Origin of the sequence: Mesorhizobium sp. WSM4313 (genome assembly GCF_002294725.1) — a bacterium.
Classification (GTDB): domain Bacteria; phylum Pseudomonadota; class Alphaproteobacteria; order Rhizobiales; family Rhizobiaceae; genus Mesorhizobium.
On the sequence record NZ_NSFT01000035.1, the window covers coordinates 1 to 19552 of the forward strand.

18 protein-coding genes and 3 pseudogenes are annotated in these 19552 nt (G+C 56.4%); 19 read left to right on the forward strand and 2 right to left on the reverse strand.

Features of this window, described 5'->3' with window-relative positions; all coding sequences use genetic code 11:
- The 10 genes and pseudogenes from CK219_RS30560 to CK219_RS30605 all read left to right on the forward strand — a co-directional run.
- On the forward strand, positions 1-393 hold a 393-nt coding region (locus CK219_RS30560), incomplete at its 5' end, for a DUF269 domain-containing protein (RefSeq protein WP_127259213.1).
- A gap of 90 nt (positions 394-483) precedes the next feature.
- Positions 484-642, forward strand: coding sequence for a CCE_0567 family metalloprotein (locus CK219_RS30565; RefSeq protein WP_224571204.1), 159 nt, complete (start codon positions 484-486; stop codon positions 640-642).
- Positions 639-954: pseudogene (gene fdxB / locus CK219_RS30570) on the forward strand (ferredoxin III, nif-specific). Before CK219_RS30565 ends, fdxB (CK219_RS30570) begins: the two are co-directional and overlap by 4 nt.
- A 79-nt stretch (positions 955-1033) precedes the next feature.
- Positions 1034-1225: an exopolysaccharide production repressor protein gene (locus CK219_RS32475; RefSeq protein ID WP_127230899.1), complete on the forward strand. Its 192-nt coding sequence runs from the start codon at positions 1034-1036 to the stop codon at positions 1223-1225.
- 236 nt (positions 1226-1461) lie between these two features.
- The gene (locus tag CK219_RS30580) at positions 1462-2475 is read left to right on the forward strand and encodes a 1-aminocyclopropane-1-carboxylate deaminase (RefSeq protein ID WP_024505903.1); all 1014 of its coding nucleotides are present in this window, start codon (positions 1462-1464) and stop codon (positions 2473-2475) included.
- 599 nt (positions 2476-3074) lie between these two features.
- The gene (locus CK219_RS30585; protein ID WP_063170386.1) at positions 3075-4232 is read left to right on the forward strand and encodes a TlpA disulfide reductase family protein; all 1158 of its coding nucleotides are present in this window, start codon (positions 3075-3077) and stop codon (positions 4230-4232) included.
- Positions 4233-4556: 324 nt separating this feature from the next.
- Positions 4557-4993, forward strand: a pseudogene (locus CK219_RS30590) (DUF269 domain-containing protein).
- Positions 4994-5039: 46 nt separating this feature from the next.
- Positions 5040-5243: a CCE_0567 family metalloprotein gene (locus tag CK219_RS30595; protein ID WP_063169367.1), complete on the forward strand. Its 204-nt coding sequence runs from the start codon at positions 5040-5042 to the stop codon at positions 5241-5243.
- Complete coding sequence (gene fdxB, locus CK219_RS30600; RefSeq protein WP_174800308.1) at positions 5240-5557, forward strand: ferredoxin III, nif-specific; 318 nt, start codon at positions 5240-5242, stop codon at positions 5555-5557. The genes CK219_RS30595 and fdxB (CK219_RS30600) overlap by 4 nt, the downstream gene beginning before the upstream one ends.
- Complete coding sequence (locus CK219_RS30605) at positions 5554-5760, forward strand: exopolysaccharide production repressor protein (RefSeq protein ID WP_082826584.1); 207 nt, start codon at positions 5554-5556, stop codon at positions 5758-5760. Before fdxB (CK219_RS30600) ends, CK219_RS30605 begins: the two co-directional genes overlap by 4 nt.
- A 597-nt stretch (positions 5761-6357) precedes the next feature.
- Here the strand turns inward: CK219_RS30605 and CK219_RS30610 are convergent.
- Complete coding sequence (locus CK219_RS30610; protein WP_063169366.1) at positions 6358-8160, reverse strand: ABC transporter ATP-binding protein; 1803 nt, start codon at positions 8158-8160, stop codon at positions 6358-6360.
- Between CK219_RS30610 and CK219_RS31920 the strand changes: the two genes are divergently transcribed.
- A complete protein-coding gene (locus CK219_RS31920) occupies positions 8140-8442 on the forward strand; it encodes a hypothetical protein (protein ID WP_127262113.1) in 303 nt (100 codons plus the stop codon). The two genes, CK219_RS30610 and CK219_RS31920, sit on opposite strands and share 21 nt — an antisense overlap.
- 354 nt (positions 8443-8796) lie before the next feature.
- Positions 8797-9543 carry a LuxR family transcriptional regulator gene (locus CK219_RS30615; RefSeq protein WP_063169365.1) on the forward strand — a complete coding sequence of 249 codons (747 nt, stop codon included), beginning with the start codon at positions 8797-8799 and terminating at the stop codon, positions 9541-9543.
- 16 nt (positions 9544-9559) lie between these two features.
- On the opposite strand, the pseudogene CK219_RS30620 reads toward CK219_RS30615, so the two are convergent.
- Positions 9560-9795, reverse strand: a pseudogene (locus CK219_RS30620) (transposase); the annotation flags it as partial.
- A gap of 719 nt (positions 9796-10514) precedes the next feature.
- On the opposite strand from CK219_RS30620, the gene CK219_RS30625 reads away from it, so the two are divergent.
- From CK219_RS30625 to CK219_RS30655, 7 genes are all read left to right on the forward strand, one after another.
- Positions 10515-11231 (forward strand): SPASM domain-containing protein, encoded by a 717-nt coding sequence (locus CK219_RS30625; RefSeq protein WP_224571099.1) that lies wholly within the window; start codon positions 10515-10517, stop codon positions 11229-11231.
- Between the two features lie 1064 nt (positions 11232-12295).
- A complete protein-coding gene (gene ectB / locus CK219_RS30630) occupies positions 12296-13552 on the forward strand; it encodes a diaminobutyrate--2-oxoglutarate transaminase (protein ID WP_063169362.1) in 1257 nt (418 codons plus the stop codon).
- Positions 13545-14384 (forward strand): hypothetical protein, encoded by an 840-nt coding sequence (locus CK219_RS30635; protein ID WP_063169361.1) that lies wholly within the window; start codon positions 13545-13547, stop codon positions 14382-14384. Before ectB (CK219_RS30630) ends, CK219_RS30635 begins: the two co-directional genes overlap by 8 nt.
- Positions 14385-14550: 166 nt before the next feature.
- Positions 14551-15852 carry a diaminobutyrate--2-oxoglutarate transaminase gene (ectB, locus tag CK219_RS30640; protein WP_063169360.1) on the forward strand — a complete coding sequence of 434 codons (1302 nt, stop codon included), beginning with the start codon at positions 14551-14553 and terminating at the stop codon, positions 15850-15852.
- Positions 15853-16315: 463 nt separating this feature from the next.
- Complete coding sequence (locus CK219_RS30645; protein WP_063169359.1) at positions 16316-18145, forward strand: IucA/IucC family siderophore biosynthesis protein; 1830 nt, start codon at positions 16316-16318, stop codon at positions 18143-18145.
- A gap of 390 nt (positions 18146-18535) precedes the next feature.
- On the forward strand, positions 18536-19102 hold the full coding sequence (locus CK219_RS30650) for a GNAT family N-acetyltransferase (RefSeq protein WP_158515808.1): 567 nt from the start codon (positions 18536-18538) through the stop codon (positions 19100-19102).
- Between the two features lie 315 nt (positions 19103-19417).
- Positions 19418-19552 (forward strand): NAD(P)-binding protein (locus CK219_RS30655; protein WP_141245433.1); only part of this gene is annotated, 135 nt, incomplete at its 3' end.

The window sequence follows — 19552 nt, forward strand, 5'->3', positions numbered from 1 at the left end:
GACGACGAGGCCCTTGCTTCCCCGTTCGTCAAATGCCTCCTGCGGCTCATTCGTACTCAGGATTCCTTCGGCTTATGGGAAGGCCATTCGGATGCCGAGCTGCTGGCCGAGTTCATCATCACCAAGCAACAGCAACGTGCGGTACCCTTTGGCGGCGATCCCGATCCTGACGCGCTGTGGAGGCTCGACATGTTTTACACCGCCGTAGCGCTTGCGATCGAGGAGCGCTCCGGCGTGTCGACGTCGCCGACAATAGAAATGAAACCCGTGGGGGCTTCCGGCGGTTGGGCGTTCTGTCGAGACGTCCACCGGTTCGGCTTCGAGACTTTCCGCAAACTTGCTGAGGCCGGTACGAAACTGGTCGACGATGCGACTGCAGCCATTGAAGCCTAGCCCGAGATGGAGCGCATCAAGAAACCATTGTTCCAGGAAGGATCTATGTCAGACCTAGATAGGATGAGGAAAAAAGTCTGAAAGCTCCAGTTGCGTGCAGCTATTGCCAAGATGGCATTGCAGGACCTCGTCGAGGGTCTGCCGGGCAAGTGGGCCGACATACAGGAAGTCGCCGAGAAAACCCAAGCCGTTTATGCCGAGTTGGATGTTGCCAAGAGAGAACTCGCTTCAATGAAGAATTTAGGATGATGCGCACATTCACCACCCGTGACGGCTCCATTTGGATGCCGCCGTACCTGACCTCCATCGATAGCAAATCTGCATCGGCTGCTGCCGTTGTTTCAAGGTCTGCTCGCGCGATGTCATGCATCTTCACGGCGTTGATGATGCGGGTGAAATCCTCGCCCCTGCGATGACGAGGACGACGATTTCGACGGCAAGCTCAATCGCATGATCATGGTTGTCGATGATGCCGGCCGCTGCATAGGCTGCGGAGCCTGCGGCCGCGTCTGCCCCAAGAACTGCCAGACGCATGTTCCGGCCGACGAGCTCGCAACATGATCTGGCGAAAACCAGGGGAGCGGCGTGCACTTCATCTTTTTGTCGGCTCGTGGGGCTGGTCCTGTGCAGCAATGCGTCGATGGTTTACTTCGCTTTGGATTCGCTCCGTGTGGCAGTCGTCACGACGCTGGCCTGTTCGCTGCTGCTTCAGGCCGGCTACTTCGGCCGCGTGCTCTTTCTGATCTGGCAGTCCTCTAGCCGCGCTCGTGGAACTCGCCACAGGGGCCAGCATGCCGATGGTTACAGGAAAGCTCGGGTACCAGTCGTCTGACTCTGATCAACTGCGGAATGCAATTTTCAGCTGTGTCCCGGCTTGGTCGAATGCCCAGCATGTGCTGCTGCTTTGATGCGCGGATGACAGGATCAGTGCTCAGACCCACACCAATTTTGGTCACCCTCTGATGACTGAGCTGATCGTATAGGGAATCTGTGTTCGGCTAACACGCGACCATACCCCTGGGCTGACCGGTGCGTAGCAGGTTCAGGTACTTTTTTGCTGGAGATAGCATGCTGGAAAAATTCGAACGTTATCCGCTCACCTTTGGACCCACGCCGATCGAGAGGCTCGACCGCCTCGGCAAGCATCTGGGCGACAAGGTGGAAATCTACGTCAAACGCGAGGACTGCAACTCCGGTCTCGCGTTCGGCGGAAACAAGCTGCGCAAGCTCGAATACATTGTGCCCGACGCGATCGCGTCAGATGCCGATACGCTCGTCACAATCGGTGGCGTGCAGTCCAACCATACGCGCATGGTCGCTGCGGTCGCCGCCAAGATCGGCATGAAATGCCTCCTGGTCCAGGAGAGCTGGGTCCCACATGATGATGCTGTCTACGACCGGGTCGGCAATATCCTCTTGAGCCGCATCATGGGGGCAGAGGTGCGCCTGGTTGACGAGGGCTTTGACATCGGCATCCGCCGCAGCTGGGAAAAGGCACTTTATGAAGTCAAGGCAAGGGGCGGCAGGCCATATGCGATACCTGCCGGCGCCTCTGTCCACAAATACGGCGGCCTGGGCTATGTGGGGTTCGCTGAGGAGGTGCGTGCCCAGGAAGAGCAGCTTGGGTTTGCCTTCGACTATATCGTCGTCTGTACGGTGACTGGTTCAACCCACGGCGGCATGCTCGTCGGGTTCGCCAAGGATGGTCGACAGCGCAACGTGATCGGTATCGATGCCTCCGCCATGCCCGCCAAGACCAAGGCGCAGGTGCTTGGCATCGCCCAAAATACAGCGAAGCTCGTCCACCTCGGAGCGGAAATTGTCGAGGCAGACGTGGTGTTGTTCATGGACTACGCGTACCCGGGTTATGGCGTTCCATCGGAGGAAACCAAAGAGGCAATCCGTTTGTGCGCGCGGCTCGAGGGCATGATTACGGACCCCGTTTACGAGGGCAAATCGATGCAAGGGATGATCGACCTCGTCCAGAGGGGCTTCTTTCCACAGGGATCGAGGGTCCTCTACGCACATCTAGGCGGCGCACCGGCGATCAACGGGTACGGCTACACCTTTCGCAACGGCTGACGTTCGGCAGTCTGCGATTCCGCGGTCGCGCTCGAACGTGGGTAGGTAGCGTCGTTCGAGCGCTTGGCTGGAGAAGTGGAGGCAGCGACGGGCATCCACTAATTGGTACCATTACGTGCTGTCGGTGCTCAACGCCACGCGCATTGAGCGCATGCCGCCGTTGGCAACCGCGAGGCGAATTTTGACTCCGGGGCAAGAATCCACACGCGGCGGTGGCGGCACGAGGACCAAGCCGGCGAGTTCGCGCTTTCGAACTGGCGCCAAACTGCCACTGCTCGAGGGCCGAGGCCAGTCTAATCACAGGCGAGCCGTCCAAGCTCTCAAGAGTGATAGGGCGAAACCCGACAGCGGCAGAAGACATGTCGGGTTCACGACAATCGGCCGCATTTGGCCTCGTGGAGAATTTCAAAGCATTTCCCGCCGCTTACCGGAGCTGAGGGAATTGGCACCTCCGTTGCAGCTTGATGTGCGGCAACACGGTGAGAGCTTCGCTGAAGCAAGCCAGAGGGAGCGATGCCCTCGAGACCGTGTCCGATTTTGACTGGAAAATATTCCGCGACAAAAGAGACGAAAGGTGTGGAATGACTTTGGACACCAAGATGGAACTGCGTATGGGGTCCCCGGCTCCTGCGATCAAAGTGGAGAACTGGCTGCGTGGCGAGCCCCTCACGAACTTTCGGCCCGGCAAGGTCTACCTCGTTGAGTTTTGGGCGACTTGGTGCGGACCATGTGTCGACGCCATGCCCCATTTGATCGAACTGCAGGAGAAATATGAAGGCAGCGGATTTGAGGCGGTCGGAGTTGCCGCCTGCGAACAGGGTCCTACCGCAGACGAGGCGCGGACCAACGTGGATGCCTGGCTGACCGAGGAGTTCCCGAATCTGAATTATCGTATCGGGTTCGATTACATTGGCGAAATGAACAAGCTCTGGATGGATCCCAGCTCTTCGATTGGGATTCCCACCTCGTTCGTGGTCGACCGCGACGGCCACATCGCTTTTATCGGCCACCCGGCGGAACTCGATGACGTTTTGCCGAAAGTCCTTAACGGCAGCTGGCGCAGCAGCTATGAAGCGAAAGCCGCCGATGCAAAGCGCATCGCGCATAACCAACTTGCAGCGCGCGAAATGTCGCTTACCGGGCCGATATACGCCAAACTTGAGCCGGCGATGCAGGCCGAGGATTGGACGGCGGCGCTCTTGGCCATCGAAGAAGGCCTCGCCTTGATGCCAGACTCTTGTGAGTTCCGGCAGATTCATGCGGATCTTCTGCTTCACAAGCTGCGCGACATCAAGACCGGCATGCCGGTCATGCGAGAATTGGTCGAGGACGCGATCGACAAAACGTCCGACGCGGTGTCGTGGATGGCCTTGGCCCTCAACCAACTCTTCGATCCCACGATGGACAATTCCCATCTTCCGCGCGCGGAGCGCTTTGCGATGGGCAACGAGCTCTCGGAACAGATACTGGCACTCAATCCCCCGAACGGCGATGGCCCGTTTAAATACCTCCGGTACCTCCCGGTAGCTCAGTATTATTACGAGAGCGGCAACAAAGATCGCGCAATCGAGTTGATCGAGGTGGCACTGAAATCGGTGGACCGGCTGGGGCCAATTCCGGACCACACCAAACAGTACTATCTTACCCCATTGCTCGAAGCACTGGCCAACTACACGGGTGAGCCTGCCTGTCACGCGGATCTTTGTGTGGCTCCGCAAAAGAAGGCACCCGAAACTCAAAACGAAGTCACTTCCTGAGCAAGAATCGCGAAGGGACTGACAATTGGAATTGAACACTGGCCAATCCGCCCATCGAAGCTCTCTTCGCAGCAAGTATGTCGATGCAGCAGGGCGGCGGCTTGCGGAAGGTTGGATTTCAATTGCGTTGACCACCGGTCGGATCGCGGCGCAGACGATGTGCGCCGCGAATTCGCGCCGCAGGTCTCGCACTCGTGGACATGTCGAGGTCGGCCACGGGGCACTCTTGGGGTTGGCCCGCCCAAGCCATTCGTCGGCCACGCAAGCGGACCCGGAGTGGGCATCGCAGGAAAAGGAAATCGTACCTCGAAGACGAAGACTGAAATGACGAACAACGAAATTCCTCCGGTTGGCCCTGCTGTCAACAATGACGACGAGGCCCTTGCTTCCCCGTTCGTCAAATGCCTCCTGCGGCTCATTCGTACTCAGGATTCCTTCGGCTTATGGGAAGGCCATTCGGATGCCGAGCTGCTGGCCGAGTTCATCATCACCAAGCAACAGCAACGTGCGGTACCCTTTGGCGGCGATCCCGATCCTGACGCGCTGTGGAGGCTCGACATGTTTACACCGCCGTAGCGCTTGCGATCGAGGAGCGCTCCGGCGTGTCGACGTCGCCAATAATTGGAATGAAGCCCCTGCGGGCTTCCAGCGGTTGGGCGTTCTGTCGAGACGTCCACCGGTTCGGCTTCGAGACTTTCCGCAAACTTGCTGAGGCCGGTACGAAACTGGTCGACGATGCGACTGCAGCCATTGAAGCCTAGCCCGAGATGGAGCGCATCAACAAAACCATTGTTCCAGGAAGGATCTATGTCAGACCTAGATAAGATGAGGAAGAAAGTCCGAAAGCTCCAGTTGCGTGCAGCTATTGCCAAGATGGCATTGCAGGACCTTGTCGAGGGTCTGCCGGGCAAGTGGGCCGACATACAGGAAGTCGCCGAGAAAACCCAAGCCGTTTATGCCGAGTTGGATGTTGCCAAGAGAGAACTCGCTTCAATGAAGAATTTAGGATGATGCGCACATTCACCACCCGTGACGGCTCCATTTGGATGCCGTCGTACCTGACCTCCATCGATAGCAAGACCTGCATCGGCTGCTGCCGTTGTTTCAAGGTCTGCTCGCGCGATGTCATGCATCTTCACGGCGTTGATGATGCGGGTGAAATCCTCGGCCCCTGCGATGACGAGGACGACGATTTCGACGGCAAGCTCAATCGCATGATCATGGTTGTCGATGATGCCGGCCGCTGCATAGGCTGCGGAGCCTGCGGCCGCGTCTGCCCCAAGAACTGCCAGACGCATGTTGCGGCCGACGAGCTCGCAACATGATCTGGCGAAAACCAGGAGAACGGCGTTGCACTTCATCTTTTTGTCGGCTCGTGGGGCTGGTCCTGTGCAGCAATGCGTCGATGGTTTACTTCGCTTTGGATTCGATCCGTGTGGCAGTCGTCACGACGCTGGCCTGTTCGCTGCTGCTTCAGGCCTGCTATTTCGGCTGCGTGCTCTTTTTCGCGGACGTCGATGATCTGTAGAACTGTTCATTCGCTCCGCAGAGGGCCGGCGAATCCAATCTCTTCCTAAGCCCGTTGGCCGTAATCGAAAGACACGGGGCCGGCGAGTTCGTGCTCAGCTGCCACTGTGCTAGCAAGGGAACGGAATCCAATCCCGGAGCAGATGGCCAGAGTTGAGCGAAGACTGCGGTCGGAGCTCCTGCGCTTCCGGGTCTCCAAGGGGACGACTTTGCGAACCGAAGGGACTTTGAACCGTTGACGTGGCCAGCGTGCGGTAGGTTGGGCCAGCGACAGGGATCCCGGCCGGCCGGGAAGCACCGCCCTCTCAATGTGCGTTGACTTCGCTTCCTTTGGCGAAATGTGGGTAACGGCGAGGGCCGCACTCTTCCCGGGCCGTCGACATTCCCGCCCTTTTGGTGCGTGCGCCGTTAGGCGCGACAATTCGGTGCCCGCGTGTAACTGCGCGCATTCGCCGAAGCTTAGACGTGGTGCATTCCCGCTCGCCCGTTTGGCGGACAGTTCCGGCCGTGCTGGTTTTGCCGCCTAACGCCCGCCGCTCGTCACTGCCACACCCCTCTCCGGCAACGGCTCGGCGCATCGCGCAAGCCGGTTTAGCGATCAGGCCAGGCCCTTCGCGAGTTCCAACGCCTGCCGTTCGAAGAGGCGGCGGTAAATGCCACCATCGAGATTGATCAGGGCGGCATGATCGCCGTCCTCCATGATGCGGCCACGGTCGAAGACGAGCAGCCGATCGAGCGAGCGGACCGTCGACAGCCGGTGTGCGATGACGAGTGTGGTTCGGCCCACCATCAACCGATCCACCGCTTGTTGAATGAGCACCTCGGATTCCGAATCGAGGCTCGATGTGGCCTCGTCCAGAATAAGGATCGGCGCGTTCGCGAGGAAGGCGCGCGCGATCGCCACGCGCTGGCGCTCGCCGCCGGAGAGCTTCAAACCCCTTTCGCCGACCAATGTCCCATAGCCCTTCGGCAGGGGCGCGATGAATTCGTGGGCACTTGCCAGTCGTGCCGCTTGCTCGATCTCGGCCTGGCTCGCGCCAGGCCGGCCATAGGCGATGTTCTCGGCAAGCGACCTGTGAAACAGGATCGGCTCCTGCTGCACGATCGCGATCTGCGAACGAAGGGACTCTTGGGTCACCTCCGAGACGTCCTGACCGTCTATCAGGATCCGGCCGCCGCTCAGGTCGTAGAGTCTCTGGATCAGCTTCACGAATGTTGTCTTGCCGGAACCGGAGGGTCCAACCAACCCAACCCTTTCGCCAGCTTCAATCGACAGCGAACATTCGCTATAGAGCGGCAGGGGATGGTTGGCGTAGCGGAAGTGGACGTTCTCGAAATCGATACGGCCGTTCGTGATCCGGATCGGCTTGGCCTCTGGACGATCGGCAACATCCACCTGCTGATTGTGGATGGCCACCAGTTCTTCCATATCATTAACCGAGTGCTGCACGTTGCGGACATGCATGCCGGCATCACGCAGATAGCCCTGCAGGACGATGAAGGACGTGAGAACATATGCTATCTCGCCCGGCGTTGCCTGTCCATGCGACCACAGAAGCAGGGCATATCCGACCACCGCCACCCTGAGCGCAACCAAAGTTACGCCTTGGGTTGAGCCGATGATCGTTCCGCGCACCCAGCTCCGGCGCGCGCGGTGCCGCCATTTCGTCATGATATTTGCAAGCCGCTCGTCTTCGCGAACCTCTGCGCCGAAGCCCTTGACCACAGCGTTGCAACTGACCGCGTCCGCAAGCGCGCCGCTGAGCCTTGTGTCCCATCGGTTGGCAAGGCTCGCCGCTGGCGCGACATAGCCGAGCGACAGCGAAATCGAAAACGCAAGGTAGACGAGAGAGCCGCAAGCAAAGATCACGCCCATGACCGGCCAGTGCCAGCCGAGCAGCACCGTCGAGCCGATCAAGATGACAAACGACGGGAGCAGCGTGACGAGTATCGTGCTGTTGAGGAGGTCGAGCGCCCACATGCCGCGCGTTATCTTGCGCACTGTCGAGCCGGCGAAGCTGTTTGCATGCCAGTCTGTCGAAAAGCGCTGCACATGATGGAACGCTTCGGTCGCGACGTCGGAAATCATTTTCAACACCAGGTCGCTCAGGCCAATGAAGGCGACGTGGCGCATGGCAATGCCACCGAGTGCCAATGCAATCGGTACAGAGAATGCTGCAACAGCTGAATCCGAAGCTGGTGCTGCCGCATTAGCAGCACGAGAAACAGCGTCGATGAGTCGGCCAGAATAGAGCGGCATCAACACGTCAGCCAGCGTGGAGGCGAGCATCGCGGTCATGATGATCGCGAGCCGGGCCGGCTGCCTGTTCCAGAGGCGAACAGTGAAGGCGAAAACGTCGCGACAAGTGGCGCCGCGCCCATGGACGGGGAAACGTCTCATAGTTTCCAAGCGGGCGCATCAACACGCTCGGTCCCAAAGACGATAAAAGACAAAACTGGAATTTCGACCTCCCCCATAACAGCATCAATTTTGGCGGGCAGCTCTTGCCGCCTCACGACGGTGAGTTCAAAAGTCGTGCCAACTGAGCGGGAACATCCGAAGGACAAATTCAGCAGGTTACCGAGCCTGGAGAAAGTCAGCCGCCATCCAGTCGATACGATTGCTACGGCTGCTCAACTCGGGAGATTGGAAAAGAAGGTCGATGTATCGATTGAATTTTGAGCTTGTTCTTGCCTCGATCAAATAAGTACAGTTGCAATGCAGCTTTCTCAGGCCCGGCACTTAGGTGCTGATTTCAAAAGCGCGCCGCGAATACTTTCCTGCCCATATTCCGTCAATCGAATGCTCGACTGTCGGATTGTGCGCTCCCCGACACAGTGCTGTCGGTTCGCCTCCTGGGTACCTCCCCCGTCGATTGACGACCTGAAGGAGAAGCTTCGCTCGCAAGCTGGCACGACTCTTGAGGGTACTCCAGGTGGCGGAAGGAACTCCGGCTCGAGTCCCGTTGACTTCGGATGTTGCGAGGCTGGGTTGGAGCAAACTGTGCACCAATGAGAACGCAATGAAGGAGACATCATGGAACTCCGGCGGATTGCGGTGGAGTTAGACCTATTCCTCAAGATGACTGATGATGTCGCTCAATCCGAACAGTTGTTCGAACTGTTGTCTGCGTTTGCGCTGAATTTCGATTGCCCGTGGATTGCCTATGGGCCGCTCGCATCAGAGAGGGCTTTCAAGCCGAACCGGGAGGGTTCTGTGGTGATGTGGAATTATCCTGCTGAATGGCAGGAGCGCTACTCGAGAATGGGCTATGCCAAAATAGACCCCCTCATCAAGAAAGGTCGAAAGGAGGCGGGACCCTTTCGATGGAGCGAGGTGTATACTGATGAAAACATAACTGAAGATGGACGCCGCGTCTTGGACGAAGCAGCAACATTCGGCTTGAGGTCAGGCGTTACCGTCCCATTACATGGCCCTGGTGGCAGCTTTAGGTTTGTGAGTTTTGCTCAATCCTCGGACTGCGAATTGCAGAATAGAGCGATCACCTACCTGCAAATGGCCGCGCTGCGGTTTCATCGGATGGTTACGAAGTTCGACACTACGACTGCGTCGGAACGAGCTCATAACCTGTCTCCGAGAGAAATAGAGTGCATTGATTTGGTGTCACAAGGAAAATCATCTTGGGAAATAGGAACTATTTTAGGCAGATCACGAAATACGATAGATTTCCATTTAAAAAATGTAATGCGGAAGTTGGATGCGACCAGCAGAACGGTAGCTGTTGTAAAAGCTTTGAACCTTGGGATTATCCAACCGCCGTAGGTGCGCAGCTAGTTCTCCGCCCGTAGTAGCGCGCGTGATAGCCGAGACGCTCCGGCGTGCGCTCGCTCTTCGAAGCACCCAGCGCCTCGTCCATCTCGGCCTCGAGCACCTCCTGCATCACGGCGCGAATCACCTCGTGCAATCCATCCGGCTTCGAAAGCAAAATGTCGTTGACGCTGCTACGGCGGATTTATCTTCAGGCTTGGTCCTGGTGGCGATGCTGAGTTCGCTTCGCTGAGATTGGGCGGTCATGACAGGGTGGTGTTCAATGTCACCGATTCCTGGAAGAAATTACCATCCGTATTAAGCGACTGACGATGAGTGATGTGTGTCCAAAATCTGACAGCTGTCAGAAAACATTTCGGGTTCAATACAGCGGAGCGTCTTAGCCCTGTCGGGCTTTTCGAAGCCTATCTCGCAGTAACTGCGCGCCAGGCGCACTAGCTCGGCCTTTGCTGGTCGATGTGCGGCAATATAGTGTGAGGGCTGACCCGCATGAGAACACGGAACTCGCTCGATGAAGGATGATCGACGGCATCCAGAAAGCTTCTCTCCGGCGGGTTCGAGGGTGCTGCGCGCGCATCTCGGCGACGGGCCAGCGACCAACGGTTGAGGCTACATCTCCGGAGCGAGTGATGCCTCGAAAGATGCAATGCTGTCTCTGGTCCGACGCGCTGGAAGTTTGTGAAGGGTCGGCCCGGCAAATCGGTGAACCGGGCGGCTTAGGCTGCCAAAAAGGGTAGATGTCTGCGTTGCCTCGGTAGATCAGCAGGCGGTATCAGAAAGCCAAAGGCACACGCACACCATCGTGGCGCTTCGCAGGAAGTAGATGGGAGTAATCACCAGTGATTTTACCGGAACTTCGCTCAGCAAACACAGCCGGCAGGGTTTTGGAGATAACGACGACCACGGGATGCGTCGTAGGATGTTCATATTGTCCCCAGGACAAGTTCGCGGTCCGGCAAAGAAAAGTGTCTCATGCGAGTCATCTGGATCTTGAAGATTTCAAGCGGTGTCTGGCCCGCGTACCGACTTCCGTCGACATTGGTTTTGCGGGATACTCCGAACCTTGGCTCAATCCGGACTGTACCGAAATGGTGGAGCACGCCTTCGCCAAAGGCCATGGCATCAGGATTTTTACGACGCTGGTGGGAATGAACGGGCAGGACCTGCAGCGATTGCAAGCCTTGCGCTTGGGCGTATTCGTGGTCCATGTTTTCGATGACGGCACCTACATGAACAGCCGCCTGGTCGGAGACAAGTATCGCGATCTGGTTCGTCAACTCGTCGACGCGGACATCCCCTTGATCCGATTCGTGGCCTTGGGCGAGCCCCACCCAGATATAGCCGACATTATTCCTACCGAAGCCCTGATAAAAGCGCGGCCGGTGAGCAGTAGGGGTGGAAGCGTCGACCCTAAGATCGTTGCACCACGTCAGCCAGTGGTCGGAGCCCTAACCTGCGTGGACGCACGACAGTATCGGAATGTTCTTCTTCCAAACGGCGACGTTACCCTGTGCTCTATGGATTTTGAACGGCGTCACGTATTGGGCAACCTTCTATATGAGGGTTACTCCGCTCTGTTTGAAAAGCCAGTTTTTCGCGAAATCGTCGACCGCATGAATGGAGCAGATGGTTTTCTGCTTTGCAGGATGTGTGAATTCGCCGACCCAAACGACCGGACCTGAGTGCATGCCGGCCGAGAGGGCGTGCCTGGCAGTGCGGATGGCCCCACGACAGATGCACCTGCCCGCGACGCCATCGTGTTTTCACGTTACGCCAGTATGTTCCTGTAGGCGCGGCAGTGGGCCTCGAGCATTTCGGAGACGAGCTCATCGAAAGGTCTTCGCCTTCCAACCGAGCTTGTCGGCCTGCCTAGCTTGAGGTAACGCCGATCACAGGTCAACCATCGGTCGGATGGAAACAGTGTTAGTCGATCCCGATCAGAGCTTGATTGCTTACTCACGGCTCACCTCGTCAACGCCTTCACCCTCCCGGACGATCTCCTTTTCGACTCGCCTGAAGGCAGCAGCCCAGCTGCGGCCGGGGATGGTTGCCGTCGCGGTAGTGGACGTTCTCGAAACCGATGCGGCCCTTCGCCAGCGCGTCTCCCGGTTGCTTCCGCCTGGCCTACGAACGGGCTTTCCGTCAAGGGGGTCCACGGCGGCCCCGCCCTCTTGATCCGGCGGCTCGGGCCAGTCATCGCGCAAGAGATCGGAATCCGCATTCTTCTCAAAGAGAGCGTGGCTTTCGCTGTGTCATCGGTCATCAAATAGTTTCTTGAATCAGGTTGGTGTCCGCAGCCCGAGGTTGAACGGCGAATATTGATGACCGCCGCGAAGCCGCTCGCTCGCTACGGCGCTATTGAGGAGCGCGCTCGCGAGCGGCTTCGCTACCGCCGAGCGACACAACCTCTGGCGACGCGACCCTGCTGATCTCCTTGGACTCATTCATTTGTCCGGAGCGCTATGGGCAGCGAAGGGTGGGTACGTCAACTACCTGATGCCATAGTAGCGATGCTTTCGCGGAAGCTTTAGAAGCCATCCTGTTGCAGCACATTCGAAAGCATCCGAATGGAGGGCAACGCAACCCAACAATATTTGATGAGGATGCCGGCATCACCAGACCAAACCCAGACCAAACAAAGCTGCCTCCGGCATTCTGCTTCAACGTTAAGCGACGAACATCTGCCGCAAACCACTAGCCATTAAACAGCTCTCTTCTTTGAAAGACTATGTGCAGAGGACTTGATATGGACACCGACGCTTTCACGGCTCATGAATCTAACGTTCGTCGTTATTGCCGGGCGTTCCCCACCGTCTTTACGAAGGCCCTTGGGGCGACGATCTGGGACGAGACGGGTAAGCCCTTTATCGATTTCCTGGTGGGTTCCGGCGCACTCAACTACGGGCACAACAATCCGGATATTATGGCGCCAGCGATTGAATATCTCGTCGGTGAGAACATTCTTCTGTCGCTTGATATGCATACGGCGGCAAAGCGTGACTTCATTGAAGGGTTCGTCGATTGGATCCTGAAACCCAGAGGCCTTTCGTACAAGATTCAGTTTCCCGGGCCGACCGGCACGAACGCCAACGAAGCGGCGCTGGCGCTGGCGCGAAAATACACCGGCCGCTCGAGCGTCATGGCCTTTACGAATGCGTTCCACGGCATGTCGCTCGGCTCTCTAGCGGTGTCGGGCTCGGCCTCAACCAGGGAACTGGGAGGCGTCGCTCGCCACGATGTGATCCGTGTTCCCTATGACGGCTATCCGAGCCAAGCTTTCGATTCCGCCAGTTACATCGACAGCGTTTTGAGCGACCCGGGGAGCGGCATAGAAAAGCCTGCCGCAATCATTCTGGAGACCATCCAGGCCGAAGGCGGCATGAACGCCGCATCCGCAGCTTGGCTCACGGAAATTCAGCGCATTTGCCGTACGCACGGCATTGTTTTTATCGTCGACGATATTCAGGCGGGTGCGGGCCGAACTGGCGATTTCTTCTCATTCGAGTCCGCGAAAATCGAACCGGATATTGTGTGTCTTTCCAAGTCCCTAAGCGGTTCAGGTAGTCCGTTGTCCATCGTTCTGATTCGACCCGACTTGGACATATGGAAGCCCGGAGAACATAGCGGGACCTTCAGAGGCAACAATTTCGCCTTCGTGACGGCAGGAGCCATGTGCAAGATGTGGTCGGATAGGAAATTTACTGCAGGTGTCGAGCGGACAGCCGTCAGGCTGCAAACGCACCTCGATCGCCTGGTTGCGAAATTTCCAAGATACATCGAACAGAAGCGCGGCCGCGGTCTGATGGCCGGCCTGAAATGCCGTTCACCGGCAGTTGTCGGCCGCGTGCACGATGTCGCATTCGAAAATGGCCTTCTTATCGAATCCTCGGGGCCAAATCGCGACGTTATCAAAGTCCTCCCACCGATAACCATCACCGATGCCGAACTCGATCGTGGCATCACCATCCTTGAACACGCACTACAGGAGCAAGACAATGCCTAGTCAGATATCTCAAGTGCCAGCCATCTCGCCGGTTTCGATCAAAGAACGGACCGGGTCGATCAACACGGCGGAGATCATCTCGGTCCTGAAAGGTGAGCTCACCGCTCTGCACATCAAGCAAGCTTTCAGCACCGAAGTAGCCGAGGAGATCACTACGAACTTTATTGGAAGCTCTGGTCTCAGAGAGCGTAAAGATGGTGTGCCCGGACAATATGTCGGCGCATCTCACTACAGGAAGGATGCAGCCACCTATTTCGCAGACGCCGAAAACGCGCGGCCGTACGTCGATGCCCTTTTTAAGAATTTGGTTGACCCGGTTCGAGCAGTATTCAGGGCGTTGAAGCGAGAGCTTCACAACCAGGGAATCGAATTGCGGCTAGCCCGTTCCGAACACGGCCAGGCCAATGTTTGTCGCGGCCTCAGTTGGTCGGGCACAGGCACATTTTCCTTGGATCCCCACGACGACGTCGCTCAAGTCTTACGTGCTGGCGATGATTACGAGCTTTCTGCGGTGGCGCACAATACGGTCGCAGCGCTCAACCTCTATCCCAGCATGCCTGAGGAAGGCGGCAATCTGAAGCTCTGGAGCCACAAGCCGACGGTTGCGGACCGGATATCGCAAGGTGTGGAGACCACTGGATATCCCTATTCGGCAGCCTATCTGGAAGCCGTCCCTTGCCGCGAGTTCGAGCTCAAAACCGGGGATATCGCCCTAATCGATGGCGGCTTCGTTCACGGGGTTACCGGTCAATTAGGCGACGGAAAGCGTCGCCTAGTGCTGAATTGCTTTTTCGGATTTGCGCGGCCTGATCTTGTTCTCTGGTGGACGTGACGTTGGACCTCGCAGCGATCGACTGGCTTGGGCCGTGAGTTGGCGTGGCCAGGCGTGTGACTGCTCATGCTGCCGTCATACAAGCCGAACCTCGAACCGATTGAAATGGCCTTCGCCAGACAGTTTGGGCTGATGCCTTTGCAGGCTACAATTCAGGACTCGCCCTATGAAGAAGCAGTTTACTCCTACAAACGATGTAAGCCTCGCGATCTTTGATCGTCTTGAGTCTGAGGTGCGGAGCTACGTCCGTGCGTTCCCAGTTCTGTTCGATCGAGGCGTCGGCACTGCCCTCATAGCTACAGACGGTCGGGAATACATCGACTTCTTGGGAGGCGCGGGAGCCTTGAATTACGGGCACAACAACCCAGCCTTCACGCGGGCGTTGTTGGACTACATTGCGCGCGACGGAATTGTGCACGGGCTCGACCTTGCTACGACCGCCAAGAAGGCCTTCATCGAAGCTTTTGAGCAGTTTATTTTGAAGCCCCGCGGTCTGTCTTATAAATTGCAATTTACTGGCCCCACAGGTACGAACGCGGTCGAGGCGGCTCTGAAGCTAGCTCGCCAAGTGACCGGCAGGTCAAACATCGTTTCGTTTACGAACTCGTTTCACGGAGTCAGCGCTGGGGCGTTGGCGGCAACCGGAAACACGAAGTTCCGAGATGCTGTCGGCTTTCCCCTCGCGCACGTGACATCGTTGCCGTACGAGGGCTATCTCGGCGCTTCAGACACGATCGAGTATTTCGAGAAGCTTCTCGATGATCCTAGCAGTGGTCTCGGCAAACCCGCTGCGGTGATCCTAGAAGCAGTGCAGGGCGAAGGCGGTGTCAATGCTGCTACCGTTGAATGGCTGCAACGGCTGCGTGATCTGACCTCTCGGCACGAGATCCTGATGATCCTCGATGATATTCAGGCTGGTGTCGGTCGCACAGGGAAATTCTTCAGTTTCGAGGCGGCTGAGATCGTGCCGGACATCGTTACCCTGTCAAAGTCGTTGTCTGCAATTGGAACGCCTATGGCCCTTGTCCTCATGAAGCCTGAACTTGATGTCTGGACGCCGGGTGCGCACACCGGCACGTTCAGGGGCAACAACTATGCTTTCGTCACTGCTCGTGCGGCCCTTGAGACTTACTGGTCCGACTCCAAGTTTGAAGATGAGATTGCTCGCAAATCAGCCATCTTGGCTCAAGAACTCAAGTCGATCGCAGACGACTTCCCCAGCCTTGCTCTGAATGTCCGAGGCCGCGGCTTGATGTATGGACTCGTATCACCAAAGCACCACTCATTGCCGGGGCTCATTTCCCGGGAAGCTTTTCGTCGCGGCTTGGTGATCGAGATCGCTGGCTCGTATGGTGAGGTGCTCAAGTTCATGACAGCCCTTACCATAACCGAGGCTGAACTGCGCCGTGGTCTGTCGATCGTACGCGACAGCATTGGCGCGGTGCAGGACAGCATTTCAGCGGAGTAGGCATTCACTCAGTCCCCCCTACCCAGTCTGGGCTTATCAAGCAAAGGAAATTCCGCTTTAGACGTATGCGATTGTATGGAGACGGACAGCAAAAATGGACACTCGGAGAGCTCAAACAATGGACACCGACCGCTTGACGTGATCGAACGACAGTACGGCATGTGCAAATCAATACACACTTCTTGCTCGTTGCAAGATGAAGGACGACGTCCAGGGCCGGTGAAACCGGTATTCTAATATATTATATAAGTAAGATGGTAATATTGCTGGTTTATCACGAGCGAAGACGAACGGTACACAACACATTAGAAATTAACTTGTATAAGAGGTCCGGTATTTCTTATCCTTTCTGATGAAAAATAGAACGGATTTTGTGCGACGTCGAAGTTTGGCGAGACGAGTGTAAGGCGCGTTCGCGAACCTTACACCGTTACGTTCTGAAGGAGTTGAGATCGTGAGTGATATGACAGCCCGAGACGATGAGATAAGCCTAGCCGAACGCGTAACGCAGCATTTGAAACCGCATTTATGGGCAAAGGCCAACCGGCTCCTTATCCGTAAAGCAATCAGCGAATTTGCACACGAGTTGCTAATTGCTCCTCGACTCCAGCGAATGGAAGGCGACTGGGGGAAGTATGTGCTGGAAAGCGAGACCCCTGGGTTGGAGTATTGGTTCCAGGCTCGGCGCCTCCTGCTAGATCACTGGCAAGTGGACGCCGGCTCTCTGGAGAAAAGGATTGAGGGCAGGCCGGCCCCCCTGGATGCGCTTGATTTTGTTATTGAGTTCAGCCGCCATCTTGGCATAAAGGAAGAGATGATGCCGGTTTACCTGCAGGAGATCAGCAGCACGCTGTATGGCAGCGCGTACAAGCAGGCCAAAACAGAGATATCCGCCGCAGAACTGGCTTTTGCCGATTACCAGATCGTTGAGGCTGGCATGACGGAGGGCCACCCGACCTTTATCGCGAATAACGGTCGCATTGGCTTTGACGCGCTCGACTATAGTCGCTATGCGCCGGAGGTGGGCAGTTCGATAAGACTCATATGGCTGGCCGTCCATAAAGAAATGGCAACGTTTAAGTCCATTTCAACGCTCGACTACGACCTTCTCATGCACGAGGAACTCGGTCGACAGGCGCTGGAACAGTTCGACGCAGCGTTGCGTCAAAAGGGACTAAACTCGACCGATTACATCTATATGCCAGCGCATCCTTGGCAATGGTTCAATCGGCTCTCAACTATCTTCGCGGCGGATATCGCCAACCGGCACATTGTCTGCCTAGGCCAGGGGAAGGACATATATCATGCCCAGCAATCGATCCGCACACTTTTCAATATAAGCGATCCGCATAAACGGTACGTGAAAACGGCGCTGTCGATACTTAACATGGGGTTTATGCGCGGCTTGTCACCGACACACATGCTGGCGACGCCCGCCATCAACGAATGGTTGAAGAATTTGCTCGACAGTGACTCCTATTTAGCCGCCAACGGCTTCAGCATCCTTCGCGAGGTCGCGACGATTGGCTATCGCAATCGTTGTTTCAACACCGCCCTCAAGAAGGACTCCCCTTACAAGCAGATGCTTTCTGCGCTGTGGAGGGAAAGCCCCCTTCGGCAGTTGAAAGAAGGGGAACGTCTGATGACAATGGCGTCGCTGCTTCATGTCGATTACAATGGTGAAGCACTCGTGACAGCCCTCATCAATGCCTCGGGGTTAGACGCCGCCGCTTGGCTACGCCGCTATTTTGAATCTTATCTGGCGCCGCTTCTCCACTGCTTTTATGCTTACGATCTAGCGTTTATGGCACATGGAGAAAATATAATTCTAGTTATGAAAGATCACGCTCCGACGCGAGTTATCATGAAAGACATTGGCGAGGAGCTTCGTATTCTAGGCGGAGATCTCAACGTGCCGGAGGAGATTAAGAGGATCTGCATTCAAGTAAATCGCGACATGAAGCACGACTTCATTTTCACCGACGTTTTCGACTGCTTCTTTCGTTACTTGGCTGTAACACTCGAAGAACATCTTGATTTTCCGTCGACACACTTCTGGCAGCTCGTAAGCGAGTCCATCCTTGGCTACCAGACGAAACATCCGGAATATGACGAAAAATACAGGCAGCATGACCTATTCGCTCCAGAATTTCTGCGACGATGTATGAATCGACTGCAGATACAAAAAAACCAGCAAATGGTGGACTTCGGTGATCCGGGAGAATACCTGCACACCGTCGGCACGCTGAAGAACCCACTGGCGGGCATTCGCAAAGTGACCAGTGCAGGTTAAGCTTGAAGGAGGCGCGTATTTTAAATGAACAATGTAGTTAGCCGGTTTTGGGCCAATACCATACCCCCCCCTTGGGGTAAGCAACCCCTTGCGTAAACGCCGCCGCAGCATGTTGCGCGTATCAGGCGCCCGCTCACCAGCGCGTCGCCTGCTTCCATTCTGAAAGGAGGCGCCTAATTTTTTTATCGCCTTCGGGCCGGCTTTCCAGGTGCCGTCAACACTGACACGGTTAGGCGCCCAAAGCTTGATTTGTGTAGACCTCGCTACCTTAAGCATAAACCTCGTCGAACGCCTTCAATCAAGCACTGCGGCCTTGACGCTCATGCTAGGAGATCATGGCCGCGTTGGAGGTAAGTGCGGCTCTAACTTATGGCTAGAAGGGAGCTTCTCATGTACATTCTAGAAACGCCGCGCCTAATCCTAAGGCCACCGTCGCATAGCGACGAGCTTCTTCTACATGAGCTTCATAGCGATCCATTTGTGGTAAATGCCATGTGGGATGGAGTCTATCCGACCCGAGAGCAATCGAAAGCTAAACTACAACAGTTCATCCATCATTGGCAGAGCAATGGTTTCGGCTTATGGATGGTGTTCGTAAAAGGCGAAGGCCAAGTCGGAAAATTCGCAGGCTACTGTGGATTGATGTACAGTGGCCCGTATCTGCCCGAAGATCCCACTAATGTGGAAACCGTATCGTGCCTCCACCTTGCGTCTTCCGGTAAGGGGATCGCCGCAGAGGCCGGCAGGGCAGCGATCCAGTTTGCTTTCGAGAACCTAACGCTCGAGAAGGTCACTTCATTCATTCGCCCAACGAACACGCGTTCGCTTCGGAAAGCACCGAAAGTAGGCCTTCGCTATGTAAGAGACCGGGTCTACAATAACGTAGTTATGCGATATTTTGAAGTGACAGTCTTGACTGCTGTAAAAATCGAAAAAGTCGTCGTTATCTCTTGTTAGTATCATTGTTTCTCGGAAGACGGTGATGCAAGAAACCGTAGGCGAGCGCTGCTCTCGCCCTACGAACTTGCAATCATTCACACCGACGCACCGGCGTGTCCGGAGATGCATGTGCCCTGGAATTGAGAGCTTGTCGGTTCAGAGATAGTTCAGATGGGTCGCTCGGTCTCGCTTCGGGCATGCCCTCGACCGATTTGGCGATCAAATCGCTCCGTTACAGACGGCATGATGTGGAGCTGCCGCGCCGTAAGTGACCATATCTCAGGCGGTAGGAGGAGCGCTTTGCTGAAGAAGCCCATCACACTTGGTACCTTGATGGGGAGTTGCGTGGTTTTCGATTATATCGTCGTGGGTGGTGGCTCCTCTGGATGCGTGATGGCGAGCAGGCTCTCCGCCTATGGCGCTCGCGTGCTGCTCATTGAAGCTGGCCCTGATACGCCGCCGAATGCC